The sequence below is a fragment of the Haloquadratum walsbyi C23 genome, assembly GCF_000237865.1.
Lineage (GTDB): Archaea > Halobacteriota > Halobacteria > Halobacteriales > Haloferacaceae > Haloquadratum > Haloquadratum walsbyi.
Window position 1 is genome coordinate 2,725,363 of sequence record NC_017459.1, and the last position, 22,779, is coordinate 2,748,141.

At 47.0% G+C, this 22,779-nt stretch carries 24 protein-coding genes and 1 pseudogene; 8 read left to right on the forward strand and 17 right to left on the reverse strand.

Annotation, left to right across the window (positions count from 1 at the left end; genetic code table 11):
- Positions 1-50 precede the first annotated feature (50 nt).
- Positions 51-515 (reverse strand): hypothetical protein, encoded by a 465-nt coding sequence (locus tag HQRW_RS12265; RefSeq protein WP_014556844.1) that lies wholly within the window; start codon positions 513-515, stop codon positions 51-53.
- A 189-nt stretch (positions 516-704) separates the two neighbouring features.
- Between HQRW_RS12265 and HQRW_RS12270 the strand changes: the two genes are divergently transcribed.
- Positions 705-974 carry a hypothetical protein gene (locus HQRW_RS12270; RefSeq protein ID WP_014556845.1) on the forward strand — a complete coding sequence of 90 codons (270 nt, stop codon included), beginning with the start codon at positions 705-707 and terminating at the stop codon, positions 972-974.
- 88 nt (positions 975-1,062) lie between these two features.
- On the opposite strand, the gene HQRW_RS12275 is transcribed toward HQRW_RS12270, so the two are convergent.
- A complete protein-coding gene (locus HQRW_RS12275; protein WP_049892122.1) occupies positions 1,063-1,323 on the reverse strand; it encodes a hypothetical protein in 261 nt (86 codons plus the stop codon).
- Positions 1,324-1,442: 119 nt separating this feature from the next.
- Between HQRW_RS12275 and HQRW_RS12280 the strand changes: the two genes are divergently transcribed.
- Complete coding sequence (locus tag HQRW_RS12280) at positions 1,443-2,030, forward strand: hypothetical protein (protein ID WP_014556846.1); 588 nt, start codon at positions 1,443-1,445, stop codon at positions 2,028-2,030.
- A 13-nt stretch (positions 2,031-2,043) separates the two neighbouring features.
- Here HQRW_RS12280 and HQRW_RS17020 read toward each other — a convergent pair whose 3' ends face one another.
- The 4 genes from HQRW_RS17020 to HQRW_RS12300 all read right to left on the reverse strand — a co-directional run bounded on the left by HQRW_RS17020 (position 2,044) and on the right by HQRW_RS12300 (position 3,970).
- Positions 2,044-2,187, reverse strand: coding sequence for a hypothetical protein (locus tag HQRW_RS17020; RefSeq protein WP_077260090.1), 144 nt, complete (start codon positions 2,185-2,187; stop codon positions 2,044-2,046).
- 433 nt (positions 2,188-2,620) lie between these two features.
- Positions 2,621-2,938 carry a hypothetical protein gene (locus HQRW_RS12290; protein ID WP_049892126.1) on the reverse strand — a complete coding sequence of 106 codons (318 nt, stop codon included), beginning with the start codon at positions 2,936-2,938 and terminating at the stop codon, positions 2,621-2,623.
- A 73-nt stretch (positions 2,939-3,011) separates the two neighbouring features.
- A complete protein-coding gene (locus HQRW_RS12295; RefSeq protein ID WP_014556848.1) occupies positions 3,012-3,299 on the reverse strand; it encodes a DUF5789 family protein in 288 nt (95 codons plus the stop codon).
- A gap of 419 nt (positions 3,300-3,718) precedes the next feature.
- Positions 3,719-3,970 (reverse strand): hypothetical protein, encoded by a 252-nt coding sequence (locus HQRW_RS12300; RefSeq protein WP_231852351.1) that lies wholly within the window; start codon positions 3,968-3,970, stop codon positions 3,719-3,721.
- Between the two features lie 592 nt (positions 3,971-4,562).
- Here HQRW_RS12300 and HQRW_RS12305 point away from each other — a divergent pair.
- On the forward strand, positions 4,563-4,763 hold the full coding sequence (locus HQRW_RS12305; protein ID WP_049892128.1) for a hypothetical protein: 201 nt from the start codon (positions 4,563-4,565) through the stop codon (positions 4,761-4,763).
- A gap of 400 nt (positions 4,764-5,163) precedes the next feature.
- Here the strand turns inward: HQRW_RS12305 and HQRW_RS16595 are convergent, their stop codons facing one another.
- From HQRW_RS16595 to HQRW_RS12330, 6 genes are all read right to left on the reverse strand, one after another.
- Positions 5,164-5,370, reverse strand: a complete 207-nt coding sequence (locus HQRW_RS16595; protein WP_231852352.1) for a hypothetical protein — start codon at positions 5,368-5,370, stop codon at positions 5,164-5,166.
- Positions 5,371-5,500: 130 nt separating this feature from the next.
- The gene (locus tag HQRW_RS12310) at positions 5,501-6,502 is read right to left on the reverse strand and encodes a beta-ribofuranosylaminobenzene 5'-phosphate synthase family protein (protein ID WP_014556852.1); all 1,002 of its coding nucleotides are present in this window, start codon (positions 6,500-6,502) and stop codon (positions 5,501-5,503) included.
- Positions 6,503-6,764: 262 nt separating this feature from the next.
- Complete coding sequence (locus HQRW_RS12315) at positions 6,765-7,094, reverse strand: cupin domain-containing protein (protein ID WP_011572397.1); 330 nt, start codon at positions 7,092-7,094, stop codon at positions 6,765-6,767.
- A gap of 70 nt (positions 7,095-7,164) precedes the next feature.
- Entirely contained in the window at positions 7,165-7,506 is a 342-nt protein-coding gene (locus HQRW_RS12320; RefSeq protein ID WP_014556853.1) for a DUF7126 family protein, read from the reverse strand.
- Between the two features lie 397 nt (positions 7,507-7,903).
- Complete coding sequence (guaA, locus tag HQRW_RS12325; RefSeq protein WP_014556854.1) at positions 7,904-8,821, reverse strand: glutamine-hydrolyzing GMP synthase; 918 nt, start codon at positions 8,819-8,821, stop codon at positions 7,904-7,906.
- Complete coding sequence (locus HQRW_RS12330; protein WP_014556855.1) at positions 8,821-10,488, reverse strand: CTP synthase; 1,668 nt, start codon at positions 10,486-10,488, stop codon at positions 8,821-8,823. Before HQRW_RS12330 ends, guaA begins: the two co-directional genes overlap by 1 nt.
- A gap of 239 nt (positions 10,489-10,727) precedes the next feature.
- Here HQRW_RS12330 and HQRW_RS12335 point away from each other — a divergent pair, with 239 nt between their 5' ends.
- A complete protein-coding gene (locus HQRW_RS12335) occupies positions 10,728-10,922 on the forward strand; it encodes a YgaP-like transmembrane domain (RefSeq protein ID WP_014556856.1) in 195 nt (64 codons plus the stop codon).
- Positions 10,923-10,935: 13 nt separating this feature from the next.
- Here HQRW_RS12335 and ppc read toward each other — a convergent pair whose 3' ends face one another.
- Positions 10,936-13,629, reverse strand: coding sequence for a phosphoenolpyruvate carboxylase (ppc, locus tag HQRW_RS12340; protein ID WP_014556857.1), 2,694 nt, complete (start codon positions 13,627-13,629; stop codon positions 10,936-10,938).
- A gap of 147 nt (positions 13,630-13,776) precedes the next feature.
- Between ppc and HQRW_RS12345 the strand changes: the two genes are divergently transcribed.
- Positions 13,777-14,622, forward strand: a complete 846-nt coding sequence (locus tag HQRW_RS12345; protein ID WP_014556858.1) for a Rieske (2Fe-2S) protein — start codon at positions 13,777-13,779, stop codon at positions 14,620-14,622.
- Between the two features lie 126 nt (positions 14,623-14,748).
- Here the strand turns inward: HQRW_RS12345 and HQRW_RS12350 are convergent, their stop codons facing one another.
- The 3 genes and pseudogenes from HQRW_RS12350 to HQRW_RS12360 form a co-directional block, all read right to left on the reverse strand.
- Positions 14,749-15,105, reverse strand: a complete 357-nt coding sequence (locus tag HQRW_RS12350) for a ubiquitin-like small modifier protein 1 (RefSeq protein WP_014556859.1) — start codon at positions 15,103-15,105, stop codon at positions 14,749-14,751.
- 128 nt (positions 15,106-15,233) lie between these two features.
- A pseudogene (locus HQRW_RS12355) lies at positions 15,234-16,926 on the reverse strand (HPP family protein).
- 57 nt (positions 16,927-16,983) lie between these two features.
- Entirely contained in the window at positions 16,984-17,721 is a 738-nt protein-coding gene (locus HQRW_RS12360) for a nucleoside phosphorylase (RefSeq protein ID WP_014556861.1), read from the reverse strand.
- Between the two features lie 416 nt (positions 17,722-18,137).
- Between HQRW_RS12360 and HQRW_RS15940 the strand changes: the two genes are divergently transcribed.
- The 3 genes from HQRW_RS15940 to HQRW_RS12375 all read left to right on the forward strand — a co-directional run bounded on the left by HQRW_RS15940 (position 18,138) and on the right by HQRW_RS12375 (position 21,535).
- Positions 18,138-18,305 carry a hypothetical protein gene (locus HQRW_RS15940; protein ID WP_158307764.1) on the forward strand — a complete coding sequence of 56 codons (168 nt, stop codon included), beginning with the start codon at positions 18,138-18,140 and terminating at the stop codon, positions 18,303-18,305.
- A 476-nt stretch (positions 18,306-18,781) separates the two neighbouring features.
- Positions 18,782-19,981 (forward strand): Gfo/Idh/MocA family protein, encoded by a 1,200-nt coding sequence (locus HQRW_RS12370; protein ID WP_014556862.1) that lies wholly within the window; start codon positions 18,782-18,784, stop codon positions 19,979-19,981.
- Between the two features lie 162 nt (positions 19,982-20,143).
- Positions 20,144-21,535 carry a sulfatase-like hydrolase/transferase gene (locus HQRW_RS12375; protein ID WP_014556863.1) on the forward strand — a complete coding sequence of 464 codons (1,392 nt, stop codon included), beginning with the start codon at positions 20,144-20,146 and terminating at the stop codon, positions 21,533-21,535.
- A gap of 7 nt (positions 21,536-21,542) precedes the next feature.
- Here HQRW_RS12375 and HQRW_RS12380 read toward each other — a convergent pair whose 3' ends face one another.
- A complete protein-coding gene (locus tag HQRW_RS12380; protein ID WP_014556864.1) occupies positions 21,543-22,352 on the reverse strand; it encodes a DUF63 family protein in 810 nt (269 codons plus the stop codon).
- Positions 22,353-22,779 lie beyond the last annotated feature (427 nt).

Genomic DNA, 22,779 nt, shown 5'->3' on the forward strand with positions numbered 1-22,779 from the left:
TGTCTCAGACACCTCGCAATCTCAGAATCGACACTCAGACGAATACAGCCTCACACTCGCTCTGCTTCTCGGCACTCCTGACTGTCCCTGTAGTGGTCACGGAACGTCTCTATCTCGTCATCACAGGATGGACACACGCCAGCCAATTTCTGTCGAAGCATTCGTAAGCCATCTTCCAACTCTCGTGACTTCGCTCCCTCTACGTTCTCAGCCACATAGACACTCGTGCCCTCAGTATCCTGCATATGCCCTGGTCCATCCACGGTAGCAATCACATCATACGGTAATGTGAGTGGGTCTGCTTCGCCTACATCAATCATTACTTTCTCAGCTGAAGCAACGGTAACAAACTGCTCAAATGACTCTGCTTCGCCTGTATGCACGGTGATAACTAGCTGATCCACATCCGACGCTGAGACGAGGTGGCAGACGTATATTTCTGCGATGGAATCAAACTCGTTGTTTGTGTGTTTGATAAGCGATTCAATACCAATCTGTTCAGTTTTTCGTTCCATTTTGATAATAGATACACAGGAAACACAGATAATAAAACTATCCCCGATTCGGAGCCGAAGCCACAGTAATGGAACGGGCTCGTGGTAGGGTTGAGAGCAGAGGGAATCTTGAACACACGCCAACCAGAGTGTACATCATTAATTCCTCAGCGTCAGCGATAATATGCGTAACCGAAAAAGGATGAGAGTATGAACCGTCGCTCAGGACTCGCCCTCTCGATGCTCGTGATGAGCCTCTGGATGGGACAGACAGCTCTCACCGAATCAGGGTTGTTCTCGGTGGCGTGGGGTGTCGCAAGCATCACGCTGACCTGTCTGAGCGGTACAATCCTCGCTGGAGTCTATGAGCCTGAGGCAATCCCTGATGAGGAACTGAGCCCCCTTGCGAGCCGTATCCTCGTCGCTATGCTTCTCATCGGAGGAGTAGCGTCTTTCCTGCTATTTCTGCCGTCTATCTGACCAACTCGAATAGCAGTACGATGGGTCGTTCAGGCGTCTTCTATCGGAGTCGTGTCCCGCTCTATCCAATCATCGCTCGCTCTGTTCGCTACGGAACATATTCGTACGGATCTCCGCAAAAATACCCGACTGCAAGAAATCCTGAGATAACCAAGCACGTACACCCAAGCCCAAGCTGAAGCAGGTTCACTCTGACCAACCCGAAAGAAACTGTGACTGCGTTTTGTTCGAACCAACCGACCCCCCACCCAGCCCGAAATGCGAAAGCTATCCACGCTATGCCACCGACGAACCCGAGTATCATCGGTATCAGCCAGTCTGCATCGAACAGTCGTCTCCACCAATCCATCGTTAAATCCTACCGAGGGTGGTTAATTTACGTCTTGCTTCGCCCGTCGTCAGAAGCAGATGCCACTGTGGTCACCGACCGAGAAAATGTATATAACCGTCGAATAGGTATGCGGTGATATGCCTGATTATGAGAAGTTCGCCACCAAAACGATGGACATCGGTCATAACCGAGGAATCGATGTGGCAGATCCCGATGCAGTAGAGCTGATTGCCGAGGAAGTCGCTGAAGAGTATGTCGTTGATGAAGAAGAGCTGATTACCATCGTCAGACAACGGGCAGAGGGGTATACAGATGCGGGAAATATATACGAAAACCCTCCAGAGAATGCCGAGAATCCGTTAGAGAGGTCTGATGAATACCCTGAGGCAGACACAGCAGCAGAGTTCCTCCTTAAAAAAGCAATTGAATATGATACCCCAGAGGAAGAGCGTGAAGACGTAGATTGGAGTAGCGTGCCAAAGTTCAATCCCGACGAAGACCACGACATTACCCCACCCGACAGACGCTGGTTCGTTCGATACAAGTCCTCATTCAAGCAAGCAACTGTCAGTACGGTTGAATGTGCTGAGAATATTGAGATTGACAGTGAGTTTGACTTCTCTAATTCTCTGTGTGTCGATGGAGATGAAACAGCAGTCAAAAGTCTCACCAAGGAGAGTTTCATTACTGACGTGAAGCAGTATGAAGCTGAAGATTGGTTATGAGCTACGAGTCTGCTCACATTTCATCGAAAGCCGTTAGCTCATTTTCTACGTGCTGGAGGGCTGATTTTGCTTCCTTGCGTTTTGTCGTGCCTCCAACGATTGCCTTCCCAGTTGAGAAAATGAGGAGTGTGACCGCAAACTGTGGAGGTTTATGCACAGGAACTGCTCTGGCTCGTACTCGGTTTGTCCCAGCCCAAGAGCGATTGTGAGAGCGTTCAAATTCACGTCTAAATCAAGTGTTCCGACGAAAACAGAAGTTACGTGATGAAACTCATACTCAGGCATCTCAACACCAACGTCAGAAAGAAGCGTTCGTAACTGAGACTCAGCTTCTTCAAGATCGGCTTCAGTCTTTGCCCCTCGGATTTGGAACGAGCCTGTGCGGTACAGAGTGAATGCAGGACTGTCGTCTCTAAGATATGTCGTCACCATCCTCTCGCTAGTGAAGTTAGTATCAATTGGGGTTTCGGCATTCTCAACCAAATCACCAACTGGCGGGTGCAGGTCTAACTCCCGCCCTAGCGACTCAGTTCCCATCGTACTGACAATTTCCATTTCTATTGCGTATATATAGTATCAGAATCCCACAATTAATCAGTAGATGAGTTCTCATCTAGCTGTCCTGCGAGTGCGACATCTGCCTCAATGACGGGTTCTGGATCAACTAATTCAATCTCCTCAGTGAGTTTGTGGTCTAGCCTTCGAATCGTGCCGTTCGTTCCATACCTACGGCGTCCCCGATGTATCGTTTGTAACTGGTTCTCTGCCCAGTCATCCATCTCGCGATCATCCAGTAGTTCGAGTGTATCCTCTGCTTCCCCACTTACTTCCTCATCGCTGTCCGCGATCTGACGACATAGCTGTTTGATGTCGGTGACGACACTACTATTACTACTCTGGTGACTCAATATGTCGTCTTGCCACGCAGACAGAGAGAAATGGGTCAGGTAGTATAGACTCAAACGCTGGCAGATGAGTGATTTAAAATGACTGTTGTTCTCTGGCGTTGTGAGTTGAACCTCGATCGTCGTAGTTTGCTCTCCCAACACTCCCCTGTGGTGCAAGAGACATCAGGGTATAATAGAGGTCATCACTCGACTCAAACGTGTCAGGAGGGTCATCGAGGAGATCAAGCATCTCCCCAAGTGTCGTTTCAGAGCCGTCCTGCAATTCGATTGTCACATTCTCACACCTATTTGCGATGTCGTCTATGCTGGCTGGGTACTCGCAATCGCACAACTCGGTCAGTGCTTCCTCAAGATCTGTCATATACTATAATTATGTATCTGACACACGTATAAATGTACCGCTGTGCAGAATAACATAGAATTACATTAATATCTTGGTTTCTAAGAGCTTGAAATCACACATAGATATAGTATTATCCAGCATAATATGTCGTTCGACAATTAGTAGAGTATAGTATGCTTTGTTGTCTGAGTATGCATCAGATGAATCACGTGTTTCTTTACTCTCTGCGTGAGACGGGGTCAAGAAAATCACGACCCGACTTCCAGCATTGCCAACTCAGGGAGGAACAGTGGAATCTTTACATATACTGCACCGTAACCGTCATATCTGATACACAGATCACGCTCCACGTACATCTCCGCTCAATCTGTACGACACCCAAACCTGTGGCGGGTTTAGTTCTCGCAACGAGGCGTCTTATTTCCGATGGCGATGAATCAGGACTCTTTCTCCAGTATCGAGTCAAAGAAGGCGAGAGTGATGAGTCCAAGAATTAGGGCTATGAATCCCAAGAGAAGTGATGGAATCGTGTCAAGCACCGCAGAGTGCTGGGCAACCAGGCCGATACTGAATCCACCGAGGACAAGAAGCGGTGCAAGGACGATTACAAGCTTCCTCGCAACTCGTGGGTGATGCCACTCAGCATAGTCCGTGGATAGTAACCGAGAACTGATCCTCTCTATGAGCATGGGCATTTCTCACTTCGATGATTGCGGGTGCGGGTTATGATGATTACGCTCAGAGTGTTTTACAGCCCGTCTCACGACGTTCTGCCTTCCTGTTGGAAAGTAGTCCTGAGAGTTCATCTGTGTATCAACTGTTTGAGCTTGTTTTAGACCAGTACACGAAGGCACTACCAACGAGAAGGACGATTCCAAGAATCAGGCTAAACACCCCATCAGGAAGCAGTTGTGAGAAGCCCAAAATCGGGTCCACAAGAAGTGCTACGCCGACGATGAGGGGTGACAGAGGGCGTTTCCATTGATTGCCTGTCGAAGATCCACAGTCATAGCGATACGATACCCCCCCAACGAATAATAAGCTGATACAATTTGCTGAGCAACTCCCTTCGTAGATGTGAGGAGGAGTGTCTGAAACTATTGAACTGTCCATAAGCTACAGTCTCTGTAGAAGATTTGGAGTATCACTTGTAGAGCCTGTTTACCTCGAATCAGGATGGCGTTAGTTCGGAGAAGGTGCCGTAGTTTTCTACGTGTAGCTCAAACTACCGTTCCAATACTCGTTCAGAAGGGTCATATCAAACACGCATATGTCGCACGTATGACTGACGAGGAGATTAACCTCCACGCACACCTCCGATCAATCCGCACAGCACTCGTCGCTATGGCAATCTCAATTCTCGCAACGGGACTGATTATTGCCGATGAGAGTGGACTGGGGTTTCCTCTATTCGTCATCACCCTCCTCGTCTGCGGTTACGCTTTCATACCGACCCTCTTGACTCGCCTACGTGGACAGTAGCCCATAGACCCTATTTTTCTTCCCTTGAGGTGGTGTTATTTCAAGATGAATATATTCACGAATCGTAGTTTAGGTCTCTGACACGAAAATAAACCATCTCTCATACATGTGTCCTACAAGCGATTACCCGAATAGCTCTCCGACAGATTCGATCTTTTCCTAGTGAGGAATATCATCAGGCTCTTACCGGAGATAGTGAAACAGCGGTATCTGTCTCGAAGCTGGGAGATCGAACTGTGCAAGATGCAGAGATGACACTCAGCAACCTTGATCTCTGAATGAAGCAGTTCTACCTTGTTGCATATCGCTGATAAAAAACATATATTCCAAGCATACCTCCAACCGCAATACCAACAACTGCCTTGAGAATCTCTTGCCAACTGGATCTACTGAGACCATATCAAATAAGTCCAATCGGAATGACTGCCAAGATTTCATAACCCCACGAAGGGATCTGGCTTGCATCAACCACTGAGTCCATCGAAAAATACAAACTCATTGCAACAACGCCAACGAAGAACGCACTAATACGATTCCACTGAAAATGTGACCAGCGGAGACCATTGTTTGGAGGGCTATCACCGATGAGATCTCGCTTAGAGGGCACGATTCGTATAGGATGATTTGAGATAAAGAACCTGTGCTAAACTTGTGCCATCCATCTTGCACGCCAACCAGTGACAATATCGCAAATCTGATCGGTGTTTCGCTCAGTTAGGCAAGAGCGTGTTCGCTTATTATTCCAACTGCTCAACAGTTACCCCATGGTTCTGCCCTTGAACGATACGTACAGTTCCATCAACGTCAGCGGCATCAAGCGCGTACTGACCAGCACGACGAGCAGCATCAGCATGTTCGATATCGGTGATTCCATATACTGTTGGACCCCAGGATGATTGTCCAGCCCCGTAACATGATGATGATGCATCAAGCGAAGCAACGAGTTCACCCGCTGGCGGTCGATATACACCTCCTTGTTCATCGGTGTACCATCTTCCATTTAATCGCCCAATTGTTTCGATTGCGGTTCCAAACTGCTCGGCATTCTCATTAGCGATGGCTGGAAGAAGCTGCCGCATTACTGTCCCAGAAACGCGGTCTGCAATATCAGGAGCTGCTTGTGTAACCACACTACGCATACTTGCTTCTTCCTCAGTCCCACTCCGTCCCGGTTCAACGTCAGGGGTTAATAACAAAAACCGCCAGTTGTCTGGAATCTGTTTGTGAGTCATAACCGGCGGGACCGTCCAACTTCCATCGGTTGGTCGATCGGTCGTGAATCGCGCCGTCGGATGTCCACCGTCTATAACAAATCCGCCAATTTCAAATGTCCCAACTCCGACCCCAGAGCGTCCTCCGCGACCAAGCGCTGGAGCGTTCTCTCTTGGCTGTGGTGGTTGATCGTATGCATTTGCGACCGCAGTAAGTGTTGCAAGTGCGAGTTGTGTTCCACTCCCGAGTCCTGCATGCTGGGGAAGTGCTGATTCAACACTCACTGAAACACTGTCGAGATCTAGTGTATTAAGCGCGCGTGCTGCATATTCACGTGCACTTGGGTGTGAACATCTAACTGTCGGTGGATTGCAACTATTATCAATTGGCTCTGCAATTACACTCGTTGTGGGTTCACATACGCTAAGACCAATCCCGCCATAGAGACGATCATGTGCAAGACTGAGATTCACGAATCCAAAGTGGATGCGACCGCTAGTGGTGACGCGGACGCGACCAAGACTCATTCTGTGTCAATATACTGTGTCAAGCCGATTGTTGCTTTCGTCATCGGCGATATACGACAATAATGCCGTATGAGAGATGTATTACTATGTATACTGACTTCGGGAATCGACTTCTGTACCCGATGAAACTGTATTGAGACGGGTGAAGCCGTGTTCACCGACACACATGGAACGCTTGATCAAATACTCAGGACAAACCCATGTTGAAATTTTCCCGGCATTGGCGAAGCTTTCTCCTCGGGTTCCACATATCCAAAATTACCTACGGTAGTGGGCAGAGACTTGCGGTAAGTATCGCTACTGTGTCTGTTTCATTACGGGCACCATGGACAACACCACGGTCATTATACACAACGCCAGGTGCATCAACAGTCGTCTCTTCATCATCCTGCGTGACAACCACTGTCCCGTCAAGAATATGAAATACATTTGTACTCTTTTCATGTTCATGTGGGTCTACGCTTGCGCCTGGTCCAAGTGCGAATGCCTTGAGCAGGACGTCCTCAGAAACATGTAATTCTGCGGTTTCAATGTTACCAGCGGCTGGATCAAGCGACGCAATCGCCTCAGCATACAGATCACTTATCGACATTGTGACTGTTGAAAATAAACACTGATACAGTATAATATCGCCGACGATGATATTCTGTCTTGCATCATAACTATAATCCAGCCAACTCCTCAGCGACGACAGTTGTATTAAGTAATGCTGGGTCAATCGCTAGGTCTGTCTGTCCGCGAGCAAACTCAGGCAATGAGTCAGAGGTATACGCAACAACTCGTACCGCAGGATTCTGCTCTTTCGCGACTGGAATGGCTGATGCATCATCCATCGTCGTCAGAACAAGCGTATCAGCAGCCGAAAGTCCCGCCGCCTCAAGTGACTCATATGTCACTATTTCATTAATCTCTATAATGTCAACTCCACAATCGTTTAACTCCGCTGCAAGATCATTTTCATCCGGTCCGGCTATTAGAAACATCTGTGATTCATCGTTATTCATGTCGATTGTCTAATCATATGATATCTAGCGTGGTCACACCAGCAATTCTCTCCGTCGACGTGAGCTCCAATTTCAATATTAATATTAATATGAATACGAATTCTAATTTTGATTTGATTCGGGTTGTGCGTGGGATTGATACCGTTTGTCACTCATACAATTGGTATATATAAGGTATACAGACTTAGCTACTTGCATCTTATTTGTACCGAGTTGGTCAGTGCATGTCATTGACTTTCTCTTCGACAGTAGCAGTATTTTGTGAACTCACCCCGAGGCAGTCGTCTTATACCGCCTGCACATACGGTTCTCATTAATCATTCAATGCGTACTTGATAATCGAAGACTGTTTAAGTATACCTGAGGTTACCGTTCAGTTTTATTTTCATTACAATACTTACTCGTATTCAATTGTTGCTGGGGGCTTGTGTGTTATATCATAAAGAACTCGGGCAACATCATCATTTTCACCGGTGATCCGTGATTGAATTCGTTGGAGGGCTTCCCATGGAAGTTCCTGTGCCCGAGCTGTCATCCCATCACGAGACTCGACAGCACGCACTGAGACAATCCACCCATGGACGCGATTGTCACCTTTCACTCCCGTTGCTTTCCCAACGACTGCAGCGAATGCTTGCCAAGGGTCGAATTCAGCAGTCTCTGATTCGACAATGTGACATGCCTCACGCGCAACCGCAACTTTTTCAGGAGTCACCTCATCGATGACACGGATTGCGAGTCCCGGTCCAGGAAATGGCATTCGCTCAGAAACGAGTTCATCGAGATCAAGTTCACGGGCGACTTCTCGGACTTCATCTTTGTATAACTCACGAACTGGCTCAACAATTCCCTCAAAATCAACGACATCTGGTAATCCACCAACATTATGATGTGATTTAATATTCCCTTCTGACTCAATCCGGTCAGGGTAGATTGTTCCTTGAACGAGATAATCAGCATTTGCAGCATGTGCTTCTTGTTCAAACTCACGAATAAACTGCTCACCAATGACGTGTCGTTTCTCTTCTGGATCGGTGACACCAGCAAGTGATTCGAAAAATCGATCTTGTGCATCAACAACGCGAAGTGAATCCATATATGCAAAGGTGTCTTTCACCTGTTTGGTCTCTCCTTTCCGCATCAGCCCTGTATCAACATAGACAGGTGTGAGTTGGTCACCAATCGCTTTATATGCAAGTGCGGCTGAGACTGACGAATCTACACCACCAGAAAGCGCAATGACAGCATTATCCTCGCCAATCGCTGCATCAATCTCTGCAATAGCCTCATCAATGAATACGGATACATCAACCATCAGATCTGCACCTCCTCACTCGTGGAGACATTGAGCGAGCGAGCATCAAGTGTTGAATCAACTGACTTTAAGAAACTCACGAATGGTGGACTTGCACGGTCAGGTCGCGACCGGAATTCAGGGTGAAACTGTGTTCCAAGGAAAAACGGATGATCGCTTCGCTCAAGAATTTCCATTCGATTATCTGCTTGCCCCGAGAATGAAAGTGCGCCTGCTTCTAATTTATCGATATACTCAGGATTGACTTCATATCGGTGTCGATGCCGCTCAGTGCAGACAGTGCCGTTATAGACCGCTGCTGCAAGTGTGTTCGGATCAATATTTGTCTCATGTGCACCTAATCGCATTGTTCCGCCCATTGTCTCAACGTCATACTGCTCAGGGAGAATATCAATCACTGGATGTGGTGTTTCAGGCTGTAATTCCGCGGAGTGTGCATCGGCGAATCCAAGCACATTCTGTGCATGCTCAACGACTGCCATCTGAAATCCTAAACAAAGTCCCAAGAACGGCACATTGTGCTCTCGACAGTATTCAATCGCTTTGAGTTTACCCGCAATTCCACGAGACCCAAAGCCTCCAGGAACAACAACGCCATCTGCTTCTCGGAGGCGATCCTCATGATGATCAAGCATCTCATCAGAATCAACCCACTGAACGGTCACTTCGGTCTGTGTTTCAATCCCAGCGTGCTTCAGTGCCTCATGGACGGACATATATGCGTCTTCAAGATCATATTTGCCAACAAGTGCAACATCAACATTGCTTGTTCGTTCACGGGTAACAAGCTCACGCCACGTGTTAGTTCGGTCTGTTGTTATTATTGCTTCCTCAGCGAGATTAAGTCGTTCCATGACATGCTGATCCAGTCCCTCCTCCTCAATCACGAGCGGAACATGATAAATATCGTCAACATCAGGATTCGAGAATACTGCTGTCGTTGGAACATCACAGAATAGCGCGATTTTCTCTTTTGTTGCCGGTTCAAGTCTATCTGAACATCGTCCAACCAGTATATCGGGTTGGAGACCGATTGAACGAAGTTCTTTTACTGAGTGTTGTGTTGGTTTTGTTTTCTGCTCTCCATTCTTTGAGTATGGTACAAGCGTCACATGTGTGAAAAGGATATTCTCACTCGCTTCCTCATGTGCGAATTGTCGAAGTGCCTCAAGATACGGCATTCCCTCGATATCTCCGACAGTCCCACCAACTTCAACGATACACACATCAGTCCCTGCTGCTGCTTCTCGAATCCGTCGTTTGATATCATCTGTGATGTGCGGAATAATCTGAACTGTCTTCCCGAGGTAATCGCCTGACCGTTCCTTCTCAATGACATGTTTGTATGTCTTCCCAGTTGTGACATTGTGATCAGAGGTCATATCCTCACCGAGGAATCGCTCGTAGTTTCCTAAATCAAGATCAACTTCGCCACCATCTTTGAGCACATACACCTCACCATGTTGATACGGATTCATTGTCCCTGCATCAACATTGAGATATGGGTCGATTTTTACTGCGGTAACGTCAAATCCAGCATTTGAGAGTAATCGTCCGGTGCTTGCGGCTGTGATTCCTTTGCCCAATCCAGACATTACTCCACCGGTCACAAAAATAAATTTTCGACCCAGTGAGGGGTCGTACTCCGTCTCAGGTTCCTTCGGCATACTGAGTGTGTGCGAGGGCACCTCAAAACCGTTTCGGAGCAACTAATTCTATGCGATAAATACACATGTATATCATATTTAATAAAATTAAAAATGTGAGAATTAATCAAGATAATTACTGAAGAAATCGTTCTATCGATACTCGTGTTTTAGATTCAAGAGTCATGATGTATGACGATTATCGTGCTGTCGATGGGGTTTTATTTACTGAGATAGTATTGTACAATAGAAACACTATCATGGCTACAAAGTGCGAATCAAATGTTCGTCGAATGGCTGGTATTGTTGTTCTCGCTGGACTCTTGGGTGGGTGGTTCATCACCAGTTGGATATATCTGTTAACTGCATTTGCTGGAGTTAACCTACTACAAAGTAGTTTCACGAATATCTGTCCTGCAGAGTCGATTCTCTCTCGGCTCGGTCTTGGTTGTTAGTTACTCATCAAGATTATCCAGTATTTTTCATCCCTGCTGCAATTCCTTTCACCGTCAACCGGAGCGTTCGTTCCTCCTCATCAGTTCGATGTGTCTGCTCCAGCAGATGTGTCTGAAGTAGATTCAGCGGATCAACATATGGGTTCCGTCGTTGAAGGCTCTGATCAAGCCATTCACGCTCAAGCAGCGAGTCTCGACCGGAAACCTCACAGACAAGCTCACGTGATCGGTTACATTCTGTGCGGAGATGTGGGAAGAAATCCTCTCGAAGTTCAGGGTCTGCAAGCGACGCATAGTGCTCTGCTATGTCCAAATCGGTCCGTGCAAGCGCAAGTGCAGCGTTATCAAGTGTTGTTCTGAAGAATGGCCAATCAGTATACATTGATTTGAGCGTTGTGATATCCCCTCCATTGTCGAGATATGATTGAATCCCGCCACCGAGTGCGTACCATCCAGTGATGATACATCGAGACTGTGTCCAAGAAAACACCCATGGGATTGCACGCAGGTCTTCGACAGTTCGCTCACCTGACCGCGATGCTGGTCGCGAGCCAAGATTTAAATCCTCGATAACACCGATTGGCGTTGCCTGTCCAAAGTATGTAATAAATCCATCAGTGTTCAACAGATCATAATATTGCTTTCGAGCGGCAGAAGCCATTTCCTCCATTGCATCAATCCACGCGCTCGGAACATCCTCTGTTGGCTCGCGAATAGCGTTATGACGGGCACGTACCTGTGCATTGAGCATCTGCTCAAGATTACGTTCAGCGATCAGTGGATTTGCATACTTCTCTGCAATAGCCTCTCCCTGTTCTGTGAATTTGATCTGTCCTGTGACCGTCTCATTTGGCAAGGCTAACATCGCCTCATTCATTGGTCCACCACCACGTGATATCGACCCGCCACGACCATGGAATAATCGCATTGTCACATCAAAGTCATCACAAATCTGTGCAAGACGGCGTTGATTCTTGTATAAATCCCAGTTTGCAGCAAGAAAGCCATTCTCCTTATTTGAATCAGAATATCCAAGCATAATCTCTTGGACATTGTCGCGTGCACTCAATGCAGCCGCATATGCATCATTTTCAAACAGCGTCCCCATAATCTCGCGGGCTCCATTCAGCGCAGACTCTGTCTCTAATAGTGGGACAATATCAAGTCCACAGTGGTCTGGAAGCGAAACAACACCAGCCTGATCAGCTAAGAAAAGAACTTCGAGAACATGACTTGGGTTTTCAGTCATTGAGATACAGTATGTGTCGATTGCACCAACACCGAATTCTCGCTGCCACTCACCAAGCATTGAAAATCGCCGAAGTACACGCCTTGCGGTATCAGAAACATCTCCGGGATCCTCAAGATCAACGACTGGTTCTGTCTGGAGAATTGCCTCTGTCAATATTTCGATGCGATCGGCTTCATCATAGCTATCATACTCAATCCCTGAGTTTATGAATACTTCATGAACAGCTTCAGTATGATTTTTTTGATGATCACGGAGATCGAGACTTGCAAGTGTAAATCCGAATGTATCCACCTGTCTCATTAATGGCTCAACATATTCATCCGCAACAACCTCGCCACCATTTTTGCGAAGACTCTGATCAATTACTTCAAGATCCGAAAGGAATGCCTCAGGATCGCTGTATCCGTCTGGACGGACATCATCAATCCGGCGAAGTTGCTCACGCATCAGTTTCAATTTTTGTCGATATGGCTCACCAGGATAGCGCTCTTCAGTCTCTGCTGTGACGCCTGGGAGTCGTTCATAATCGGTTTTTAATGATCGTTTGAGCTGGGTGCTGATATCGACGCGATCAGCATCTTGGCTCAAGACACCAGACAACCGCTTAAGCGCCTGGCTATATTTCTCTAGAACAACTCCTCGCTGGCGCTCAAGAGTATCTGTTGTGACTTCTGGTGTGACAAATGGATTTCCGTCACGATCAGATCCAGCCCATGAGCGGAATTCGAATAATTTTGGTACACTAACATCGGGGTACTCTGACCCAATGATATCCTCAAACTCAGCGTACACTTCACCAACAACGTCAAATAGAATTGATTCGAGATACCACTGGACATTTCGCGCTTCATCTTGGGGCTCTGGACGCCGTCCGCGAACCTGTGACGTCTGCCAGAGACTTGTAATCTCCGCATCAACCTTTCGCCAAATTTGATCATGTTCCCGATTGGTGATGCGTTGCTCGTCGAGTTCTTCGAGTTTATTCGCAATTGAGCGAAGTTTTGCTTTGACTGTCTTTCGCCGGGCTTCCGTTGGGTGTGCGGTAAATGTTGGCTCGATAAGAACTTCATCAAGAACGCGCTGTACTGTCTCAGAATCGGCATCAGCATCTATCAGCGACTCAACAGTTGCGATAAGTCCATCATCGAGATCTTCTGCTTGGGCGCCTTCACGGACAACGCGAGCTCGTTCGCGTTCTTCAGCGAGATTCACAAGTTCAAAATATGTGGTAAATGCCCTTGCAACAGTGCTCTCTCGCTCTGAGTCAAGTTCATCTAATAGTTGATCAAGCTGATTGCGAGTTGCTAATTTTCCATTTCGATAATCGATTGCTGCCGTGCGAATATCCTCAACTGTCTCAAAAGCTGCATCAGAGGTCTGATCGGCTAAGACATCACCGAGAAGCGCACCTAGCTCCTGGATATCTTGTTTGACCCCCCTGCTGTGTAAGTCCATACCACTGATATACCATGGACCGAGTAAAAATCCCTGTATTTTATTTACTCATTGATAAAAATATCACGATTATTGTTATGAGTTTGGTGTCTACTCAGCAATCGGTTGTTTCGTTACGCTTTTTACCAGTGGAGCGAAGTTCAAATTATGAGTGAGCGTGATAAATACCCAGCAGATTCCGGTCGTCGTCGATTCGTGAAGGGCGTTGTCGGTGGAGCGGCGCTCGCTGGCGTTGGCGCGACAGGGGCTGCCGCAGTTAATTCTGCAACAACATCGCCAGGTGCTGGTGGAGGGACGACGCAGGCGTATGCAATTGAGAATACTGATGGTCCAGCACCTCGTGGGATGCCTCAAATTCCGATTGAAGTCGATTCTGAGGGATTTTTGAAAGGTGTTTGGCCTGAAATTAAAACAGAAAAACAGGGGGGGATTAGTATCCAGATTGCTGAGACTGACGACTTCAAAGGATCTGGTGTGACGTACTCAACAGAATGGTTCCAATACTGTGGTGTTGAATCCTATGCTGGTATTAACCCACAGTATGACTCTGATAATTACTTCCGTGTCGGTTCAAATCCTGGGTATGACTGGATGAGTGAGACTTACTCTGAAGGCGATAAGCTTCATGTTGATGATTTCACCGACTATGAGTCATGGTCCAACGGCATCGGCCGTGCCGGGCTTGGAAAGCCAGCGACTGGACGGTGGCGGTCTGAGGATGCTGAAAATATCATCCCGATTCAGGTAATTAAATCGAAAGAAATCGAGGAAGCCACTGGTCAGGATGCGTGGCTTGAAGCATCAACTGATGAAGGATTTGTCGCTTGGCTGAATAAGTGTACACACTTTTGTTGTGTTCCACAATACAAAAGCGAGGGATCTGCGAAATTCAATGCTGAAAATGATGTCTACTGCCAGTGTCACCAATCTGTATATGATCCATTCAGCATTGTTCAGACACTTTTTGTTGCACGACCTCGACCACAGGAATAAACGAATATCACTGTGGACAACCCGCGCTCATCACATCCGTTATACTTGTCGTATATCTGTTCTGAATCTGTCGACATCTTGATTTTCTCCGATATAATATTTGTGTGATATGTCTGTGTTCATAGTTCATCCACCGGTCACTGGGGGGAACAACGCGAGTTCATCACCATCTGTCAGCTGATCATCACGGTTCGCATCAGACCCGTTCCGTAGGAGATTTATTTCAGTCGCAAGTTCTGTCTCTGTTTTCATTCCTGCATCGAGAAGAACGCGATTAGCCAATGCAGGTCGGTCATTAAGAAGCTCATCAATTGCATCCTCAATGGTAGCGTTCGTGTGTATATCAATTGATTTCTCACGCGTCCCCGCAATCTCGGCAACATCGGCGAATAATCGCCATGTAATTGAGATGGTCTTTCTATCAGCATCATCCTCGACAGTATTGAACTCATTCGACTCGCTATTGGGCTCTGTTGTGGGCATATGATACTGTAGTATTATTCCCGAAGCGTTTACGTTTTATTGATTATCTTATTTACATTATCGTTCTCGCAGAGTGAACTCACCCAGGGTTCAAGTCCTGTGGTAGTCGTCTTATACCGCCTGTAAACCTACTCCCGACCAGGGTCGAATACTGCAACGTCGGTCTCAATTTTACTGATACGTTCAAATGTTGGTGGTGAAATAAATCGAGATGCAACTGATCGGTCGCCACTTGACCCAAGAACAACGAGATTATAACTATCAGCGTTTGCTGAGATAAATTCCTCTACCGAGGAGCGCGCGACGCGCGTCTCAATATCTACATCTACAGTAACAGTTTCAATTACTTGATCAAGTCGTGTCTCAGCACGGCGACGTTCGGTTTCATCTGAGATGCATGTTGTCACTGACACCATCCCTCCATTACCAGCGAGTCGTGTTGCAAAATCAATCATTCCATGTGCAGTATCTCCATCCCGAACGACAAGCACCAGTATCCGCTGCCAATTCATCACTGCTGTCTCTGATCGGAACGATATTGTATCGACTGGCTGATTGAATATACCTTGGACATATGCCGAGAGATGACCATTATCCTCCTCATATGACGTGACAACAAGGTCACAATTAGCGGTTTCGACGTTCCGTGTGGTTGCTGATACTGGGTCGCCAGTTGCAACGACCATGTCGCAGGGAACGCCCACCTGCGTTTCAATCATTCTTACATATTGCTTTAGACAGTCGACTGTCTCAGCCGCCTGCTTTGTTTCAAATACGTCCTTTATATCACTCTGCTCGGTGTGCGCCAATATTTATGTTTTCTCTGCTCGGCTTTAGATCATCTATTTCGGTCGTGACATCTGATTCGATATTATTGTTATCTCTCATATCTGATTGAATTATATTGAACGATGATTCGGTGGCATCGATTGACGTCTGGCGCTACCGCTGAGCATTCTCCTGTTTACTTTGGTGCTGCATCTCAGTGCTATCGTTATTGATTGTTGCTGCGTCGGATCCCGAATCACCTCCTGAGACAATATCAAGAAGGACTACTTTCCCAGTTTCGTGTGCAGCAGCGAGTTGAGATCCAAAGAGTGCAGTTTGTTTATTATCATCTCCTCGCACTGGAATGAGTACGTGATTGTCCGCTTGGACAGTTTCATAGAGATACTGCGCACGTTGTTCATAAAATTCGTTTCGCCAGATAACAAAAACTAGCGCAATGAGTATCGATGCGAACATAATGCTCAGTACATATACAACTGGGTCAACCTCTCCTGTAATGAGCGTTAATAGCACTGTCGAAAACGCTGAGGGCGCTTCAATCCGCGCAAGCCACGTGATTATTCCGGTTAAGAAAATGGCGAGTGCAGCACTTTCTGGTCGTACGATCGCTCCACCACTTCCGTTTTGACATCCTCCCCGCGCTGAAGCGCGAGGCTTTCTCCTCGATTCTCCGTAAATGACTTGGGTAATGACTGCGGCAATCAACCCACACAACGCCCCAACGCTGAGACTACTAACAAATCGTACAGGGCTTGCATAACGACCTTCGGGGTCCGAAAATAACGTATAGGTCCCTGCAGCGAGTGGTGGAAATAATAAAAACGAGAGTATCGGTAACTGATTTGAGATATATGTTACAAATGCAATAAGAATCGGAATTAATAAAACAACTGATACATGGAGTAAATTATCAGTATACTGAAGCCACCGCTGAAGGGCGCTCACTTCACGACGTCCGAATCGTCGAATCCGAGCATATACGATTGTCAGTTGCTTACGTGCACTTCTCATAAAATAGGCGATTGAGGGCATGATGAGAGAACGAAACCAGGGTTCACACGCTATTTTTATTCTTATTTTCAATACCGTTTATGTATATATATCGACAACAGCCGTAAGTGTGATTTCAATTGCTCGCTCGACATTATTTTGCGCTTTCATTGGAAGTTCTGTCTCAGAGTCGGCCCCTTTCTGTGTCCCAGTGACAAGATTACCATCGACAGTGCAAATCGCCCCTGCTGCAAGTCCGTGCCGACGTGCTATTGTAAAGACCGCTGCTGCTTCCATTTCAATGGCAAGAAGATTTGCTTCCTCCCATGCCTCAACATATGTATCCGTTTCATTATAGAATGCATCATCGGTGACGATTGGTCCAACGTGGACAGGAACAGCGTCAGTATGTTCCTCTGCTGCATCAGTGAGTGCGCGGACGGTGTCAAAATGAGGGACTGCTGGAAGCACTGGGTCTTCGTATCGCTTTGAGGTCCCTTCTTCTTTGGCGGCAGCGGTTGCGACAATCATATCGCCAATCTCGATATCTGACTGTAGCGCTCCGATTGTTCCAACGCGAATGACCGTTTCAACACCAACACGGGCTAGTTCCTCAACAGCAATCGCAGCTGATGGTCCACCGATTCCTGTCGAGCAAATTGTTACTGGAACATCGTTATATGTCGCATTGACAATCGTATATTCACGGTTTTCGGCGACTGATCTGACATTCTCACAGTGTTCGGCAATTCGATTGACCCGACCAGGATCTCCAGGGATCAGTGCGATCTCGTTGATGTCACCAGACTCGATCAGAAGATGTGGTTGTTTCGGCATATACACTGACTCTCGCGTTGCAGTGAAAAACCACGTGATCCCTGTGGTTGCTTTCCTTCGTTGTTATTGGATATATATCCACACTGAGTGAAAATTGACATCCTCCCGCGTCTTGCAATACTCCGTGAAGCATTTTGAACCATCGGTCCTACGCAACAGTATTAGCAGCTACTCTACGACAAGATTTTGAATTGAATTCTTCAATAAGTTTTTAGAAGCACTACGGGACTCCCACGGTACCGCACCGCTGAGTTGGGAATTTTAGCTGCAGGTTCATAGACTGCCAAGCCGACACATCGTGTGAATCGATGTGCAGTCAGACAAGGGACAGCCTCTTGAGAGTGCCACATCTTATCCCCTGGTACTCCTATCCTCAGCCGAGAACGCGTTCCTGTGTTAGTTTCCCCACAGGAGCGGTGGTCAGTGGTCGGCACTCGGATTCACCAGATTCAGAGTTACTTATCTTGATGATTGCTCGTCGCCTGTTATTTGATTCCCCGAAGGGCACATCCTGTGTCCAGTCTCGGTGGACACTCACACTCGAAGCACTAATTGTCGAGTATGCGGTTGCACTGGGATCGTAACCAGCGTGTCGACATATCAGTGCACGATATTGTAGAACAAGAAAGCTCGAAAATTTTCCCGTCCCCGTTCCCGTTTGACGGCGCGCATCCACATGTTAAACGCTGTCTTTTACCCATAAGTTCGTGGAGTCGTAACCGGACATTTCAGACGCTCTCAGAGATATTTTGAACGCAAAAAATCGAGGCGAGAAGCGATTCAGACAGTGATATCGGCTGTGGGGGTGACAGAACGCCGGTAATCAACGCCACTACAATTATTCCAAAGAGATGCTGGAACTGTAGATACCGAGAATTTCAGTCATGCTCGCCGATCCCGATCCCGTTCCGCTAAAATCCTGACTCGAGTTGTGGGTAAGAGACAGATGTTAAACGGCATCGTATTGCGCCTGTTCAACTAATAATAACGTCATTTTAGCAGATACGTGTATATCACCTCACCAGTGAGTATATTATTTCGCTGCGTTAATTATCGAAAGATGGTCCGCTCAACGCTGTCAGCGATTGAGTCGCACACGCGACAGATCGAGACTACGGAAACAGTTCGATATGCAGTTATCGGGCTCGGTTGGTGGGCAACAGAAATGGCACTACCAGCACTCACCGCGGCAGATAATGCAACAGTGACGACGCTTGTTGCTGAGGAGAACATCAACACGGATACTCAGGAGTTAGCCCGTCGATATGGTGCTGATACCACTATGACGAGTGAGCAGTTTCTTTCTCTTGAGACTGACACCGGTGAACAACACAATCTCATCGGCTCAACATCATCATCATCAGGAAATGAATCCGATAAACCAGCCAACAACAACATCATCGATACCGATCTATATGATGCGGTGTACATCGCAACACCAAACGCTGCACACTTACCATATGCTAGGATTGCGGCTGCTCAAGAGAAAGCAGTGCTATGTGAAAAGCCGATTGAGGCGAACGTTGAGCGTGGAAATAAACTCCGAACCCATTGTCAACAGGCAAATGTCCCATTGATGATTGCCTACCGTGTGCAGATGCATCCACTTGTCAGATACGCCCGAGAATTAATTGATCAGGGTGATATTGGCGATGTCACGGTTATACAGTCACATCATACACAGCCACTACTCAAGATGCATCCTGACACCAACCAGTGGCGATTAGATCCCGCACAAACAGGATATGGAACCGCGATCATGGATCTCGGTGTATACACGATTAATACCGCTCGGTTTCTCCTTGATGCAGATCCAATCGCTGTGAGTGCTGTCACACTCGCAGATACGCCAGGATTTGAGGCTGTCCCTGATGATCGAGCTGCTGCGATTCTCAGCTTTCCAGACGGTGTGCAATTGGTTGCTAATACGACACAGCGAGGTCAACACGGAAGTGGAATGAAAATCATTGGCACCCAGGGGAGTCTTGATCTCCAGGGTATATTTCGTGGTCAGTGTTCGCTTACTGTCGCCGCAGGTGATATTGAAGGAACGTTTGAGCACACACAATTCACGCTTCATGATGAGATGACAGCGGTATTTGAGTACTTTGCTGATTGCCTACTCACCGATAAATCAGTAAGTCCAGATGGTGCCGAGGCGATTGCCGACCTTTCAGTGATGCGTGCAATGTATGCTGATGGTGATGGTAATGGTGATGGTTCGGCTAATCACGCGGTATCATATCCCGAGTTTGTCTGAAGCGAACAGCGAGATTTCAATGTGTCACACAACCTGTGTCGATTCATTGGTGTAATGATGGACAGAAGAGAGGCGATGTAAACACAATAATGTATGAAATATATTACATTTGTGTCGACCGGGTTTGCTGGTAAATAAATATTGGGCAGTGCTATCAAACGCATGTCCACGACACCAAACGTCCTTGTTGTTATTGCTGATAGTCTTCGCGCTAAGAGTGTTTCTGCATTTGGAGGACGTCGTGAGACGACGCCATTTCTTTCAGCGTTTAGTACTGAAGCGACGACATATACACAAGCACGAAGTCATAGTAACTGGACATTACCAAGTCATGCGAGTCTTTTCACTGGATCGTCTACTGCGGCTGCACAATTCGATATCGATACACGACTTGCGCCTCATCAGACGATTTTCGAAGAGCTTGCTGCTGATGGGTATCAGACATCACTTTTCACCGACAACCCATTTCTCATTGATCATCAAACTGGGCTTGATAACGCATTTACCACAGCTGTCGGGTCGCCAGAAACGTTTGATACGAAGTATGAGACAAATGGTTCGCTCGGCGATTGGCCAAATGGTTTCTGGTATGCTGATCAGTTACTGTCCTGGAGTGCTGACCAGACAACCCCATGGGCTGCATGTCTCAATTTGATGGACACACACCGTCCGTATGAACCACAGCCAGCGTATGATATATGGAGTGATGAACGTATCCGCCAGATTCAATCCGAGATGGGATTCAAATGGCATTGGGAGTTTTTGAGCGGAAACGTCTCATTAGGATTCGCCAAACTTCTCGAAACAATTTATTATGGCGCAGTTAGACAAGTTGATGCAATCTTTGAGCAACTCGTCGAAACGCTTCGTGATCGGGGGACACTTGATAACACGCTTATTATTTTCACAAGTGACCATGGAGAAGCATTTGGTGCAGAAACAGCACTCTCAAACGAGCCACCCGCCATCAGTCATCGAATTGGTACGCACGAACTACTATATCATGTTCCATTGTTTGTCCGACTGCCACGGACAACAAATACATCAGCATCTACCGCATCAATTGGCGGAACAGTTATTTCAGACCTCGCTGAATTAGCTGGAATTCCACGATTAATCCGGTCAGTCGTCGCAGATAATAATGACAGTGATATTGACCCACAACACGCAATATGTGCTAAAGATGGGGTAACGGTAGCGACTCAACTGCCGATTCCTGCCGGTATGCAACGCGAGGCAGCCCGAATCTGTGAGACAGCGGATCCATACACGAAACGTGCGGACATTATTTACTCACAGCGCTCTGATGGAACTATTTTAAAGCAAGCACGATGGGGTGAGGATGCATATGAAACCCTGATAACAGGGCAGTTTGAGCGAGAGGATATGGGACAGATTGATACCCCAACTGTAATCGATGCCGTGGCAAGTGATCATAAAACGAGTGAGATTTCAATCAACTCAATCGATGAGTATGATGAATTTGCCGAGCAATATTCAAACGAGTTCGCTGAAGAACTTGAGGACCAACTTGAAGCGCTCGGATATCGATAATAGCATCCTATCCAGCGACAGAAAACAACAATAGATTATGAACTCCTGGACCAAACCCAACTGCTGAGATAATAGCAAGGAGTATATTTGACTGCGCCGGGGCGGTATCAGCGATGTCTGCGAATACCCACACAACAACGCTTGCAATCAGTAATTTAACAACAACAAATAGCCATCCAGATCCAATAATCGCGTCGGTTGGAAGTCCAGAAGCAAATTCAATGATAAGCGCTGACAATGGTGTTCGTTCTCCGAATCCAAGCAGGTCAATGCCAATGGTTGTCGAAACACCATCTAGCGTGTGACCAAACACTGCAAATGTCCCCATCGGTGCTGTTAATTGCGTCTTTGGGACGATTCGCGTGAGCATAACCCAGACACCACCGCTGAGAATGACTGATACTCCAATACCAATAATTGATACAGTCACGCGCAATGATGTTGGGTTGATTGCAATGACGCCAGCAATTGCAATCAATGCTGCAACAGCACCCACGCCAGCTAATATTTGAGCGATATACGCAGATGTAACCAGCAAATCAAGGCTAACCCATGTTCCGATAGCGGCGATAGTAACGATGGCATATACAGCCGGTGTTCCAGCAAGTGGTCGTATCGCAGGTGGGAGTGCATTGAGAACGTACTGAACATGAAGCGCTGCACCAAGCGCCATCCACGGGGCTAACGCTAATACTCGGGATGATGTGACGGTTGGACGCTGACGAATAGCAGCATACGCAACAACACCGCTAGCGAATATAATTGTCAATAGATATGGAATTGCTGGCAATGCAAACCCATCAGGAAAAATGACCATACCCACGCACTGGGCTATCCGGCGACAAAACGGTATCGAAGATTCGGGTCAAAAACACGGTTGAACATTTGGCATTTCCTCGGTCCGAAAACAGGGATTTACTCTTGAAATTTAAATATACTCGTAAGCTTCCCTTACTGAGATGCACCCCCACACTATCTATGGAATGCGTGAAGTCCGTCTTATTATATGCTGAGCAGGCGCAATACCACGGTCTTCAGGCCGTGGATACGCGCCGTCACGCCCTCCAAAGTCCTACTGTCGTCGCTTGATTCAAATTTAAAAATACATACATTTAACTGACAGGCAATCACGCAATAAAACAGGAATCGGTTGGAAACAGAGCGATTCCCGCCAGTCCTACGATGGCGGCCTGTCCGCCCCAAGCAATAAGACAATCATCGGAACCAGTCTGGTGAACGGTCGG

Excerpts from the sequence above, each read along its gene's own strand:
- HQRW_RS12265 (WP_014556844.1), bottom strand. The coding sequence starts at position 515 with ATGGAACGAAAAACTGAACAGATTGGTATTGAATCGCTTATCAAACAC.
- HQRW_RS12270 (WP_014556845.1), top strand. The coding sequence starts at position 705 with ATGAACCGTCGCTCAGGACTCGCCCTCTCGATGCTCGTGATGAGCCTC.
- HQRW_RS12275 (WP_049892122.1), bottom strand. The coding sequence starts at position 1,323 with ATGGATTGGTGGAGACGACTGTTCGATGCAGACTGGCTGATACCGATG.
- HQRW_RS12280 (WP_014556846.1), top strand. The coding sequence starts at position 1,443 with ATGCCTGATTATGAGAAGTTCGCCACCAAAACGATGGACATCGGTCAT.
- HQRW_RS12295 (WP_014556848.1), bottom strand. The coding sequence starts at position 3,299 with ATGACAGATCTTGAGGAAGCACTGACCGAGTTGTGCGATTGCGAGTAC.
- HQRW_RS12300 (WP_231852351.1), bottom strand. The coding sequence starts at position 3,970 with ATGCTCATAGAGAGGATCAGTTCTCGGTTACTATCCACGGACTATGCT.
- HQRW_RS12305 (WP_049892128.1), top strand. The coding sequence starts at position 4,563 with ATGACTGACGAGGAGATTAACCTCCACGCACACCTCCGATCAATCCGC.
- HQRW_RS12310 (WP_014556852.1), bottom strand. The coding sequence starts at position 6,502 with ATGAGTCTTGGTCGCGTCCGCGTCACCACTAGCGGTCGCATCCACTTT.
- HQRW_RS12315 (WP_011572397.1), bottom strand. The coding sequence starts at position 7,094 with ATGTCGATAAGTGATCTGTATGCTGAGGCGATTGCGTCGCTTGATCCA.
- HQRW_RS12320 (WP_014556853.1), bottom strand. The coding sequence starts at position 7,506 with ATGAATAACGATGAATCACAGATGTTTCTAATAGCCGGACCGGATGAA.
- guaA (WP_014556854.1), bottom strand. The coding sequence starts at position 8,821 with ATGGTTGATGTATCCGTATTCATTGATGAGGCTATTGCAGAGATTGAT.
- HQRW_RS12330 (WP_014556855.1), bottom strand. The coding sequence starts at position 10,488 with ATGCCGAAGGAACCTGAGACGGAGTACGACCCCTCACTGGGTCGAAAA.
- HQRW_RS12335 (WP_014556856.1), top strand. The coding sequence starts at position 10,728 with ATGGCTACAAAGTGCGAATCAAATGTTCGTCGAATGGCTGGTATTGTT.
- ppc (WP_014556857.1), bottom strand. The coding sequence starts at position 13,629 with ATGGACTTACACAGCAGGGGGGTCAAACAAGATATCCAGGAGCTAGGT.
- HQRW_RS12345 (WP_014556858.1), top strand. The coding sequence starts at position 13,777 with ATGAGTGAGCGTGATAAATACCCAGCAGATTCCGGTCGTCGTCGATTC.
- HQRW_RS12350 (WP_014556859.1), bottom strand. The coding sequence starts at position 15,105 with ATGCCCACAACAGAGCCCAATAGCGAGTCGAATGAGTTCAATACTGTC.
- HQRW_RS12360 (WP_014556861.1), bottom strand. The coding sequence starts at position 17,721 with ATGCCGAAACAACCACATCTTCTGATCGAGTCTGGTGACATCAACGAG.
- HQRW_RS12370 (WP_014556862.1), top strand. The coding sequence starts at position 18,782 with ATGGTCCGCTCAACGCTGTCAGCGATTGAGTCGCACACGCGACAGATC.
- HQRW_RS12375 (WP_014556863.1), top strand. The coding sequence starts at position 20,144 with ATGTCCACGACACCAAACGTCCTTGTTGTTATTGCTGATAGTCTTCGC.
- HQRW_RS12380 (WP_014556864.1), bottom strand. The coding sequence starts at position 22,352 with ATGGTCATTTTTCCTGATGGGTTTGCATTGCCAGCAATTCCATATCTA.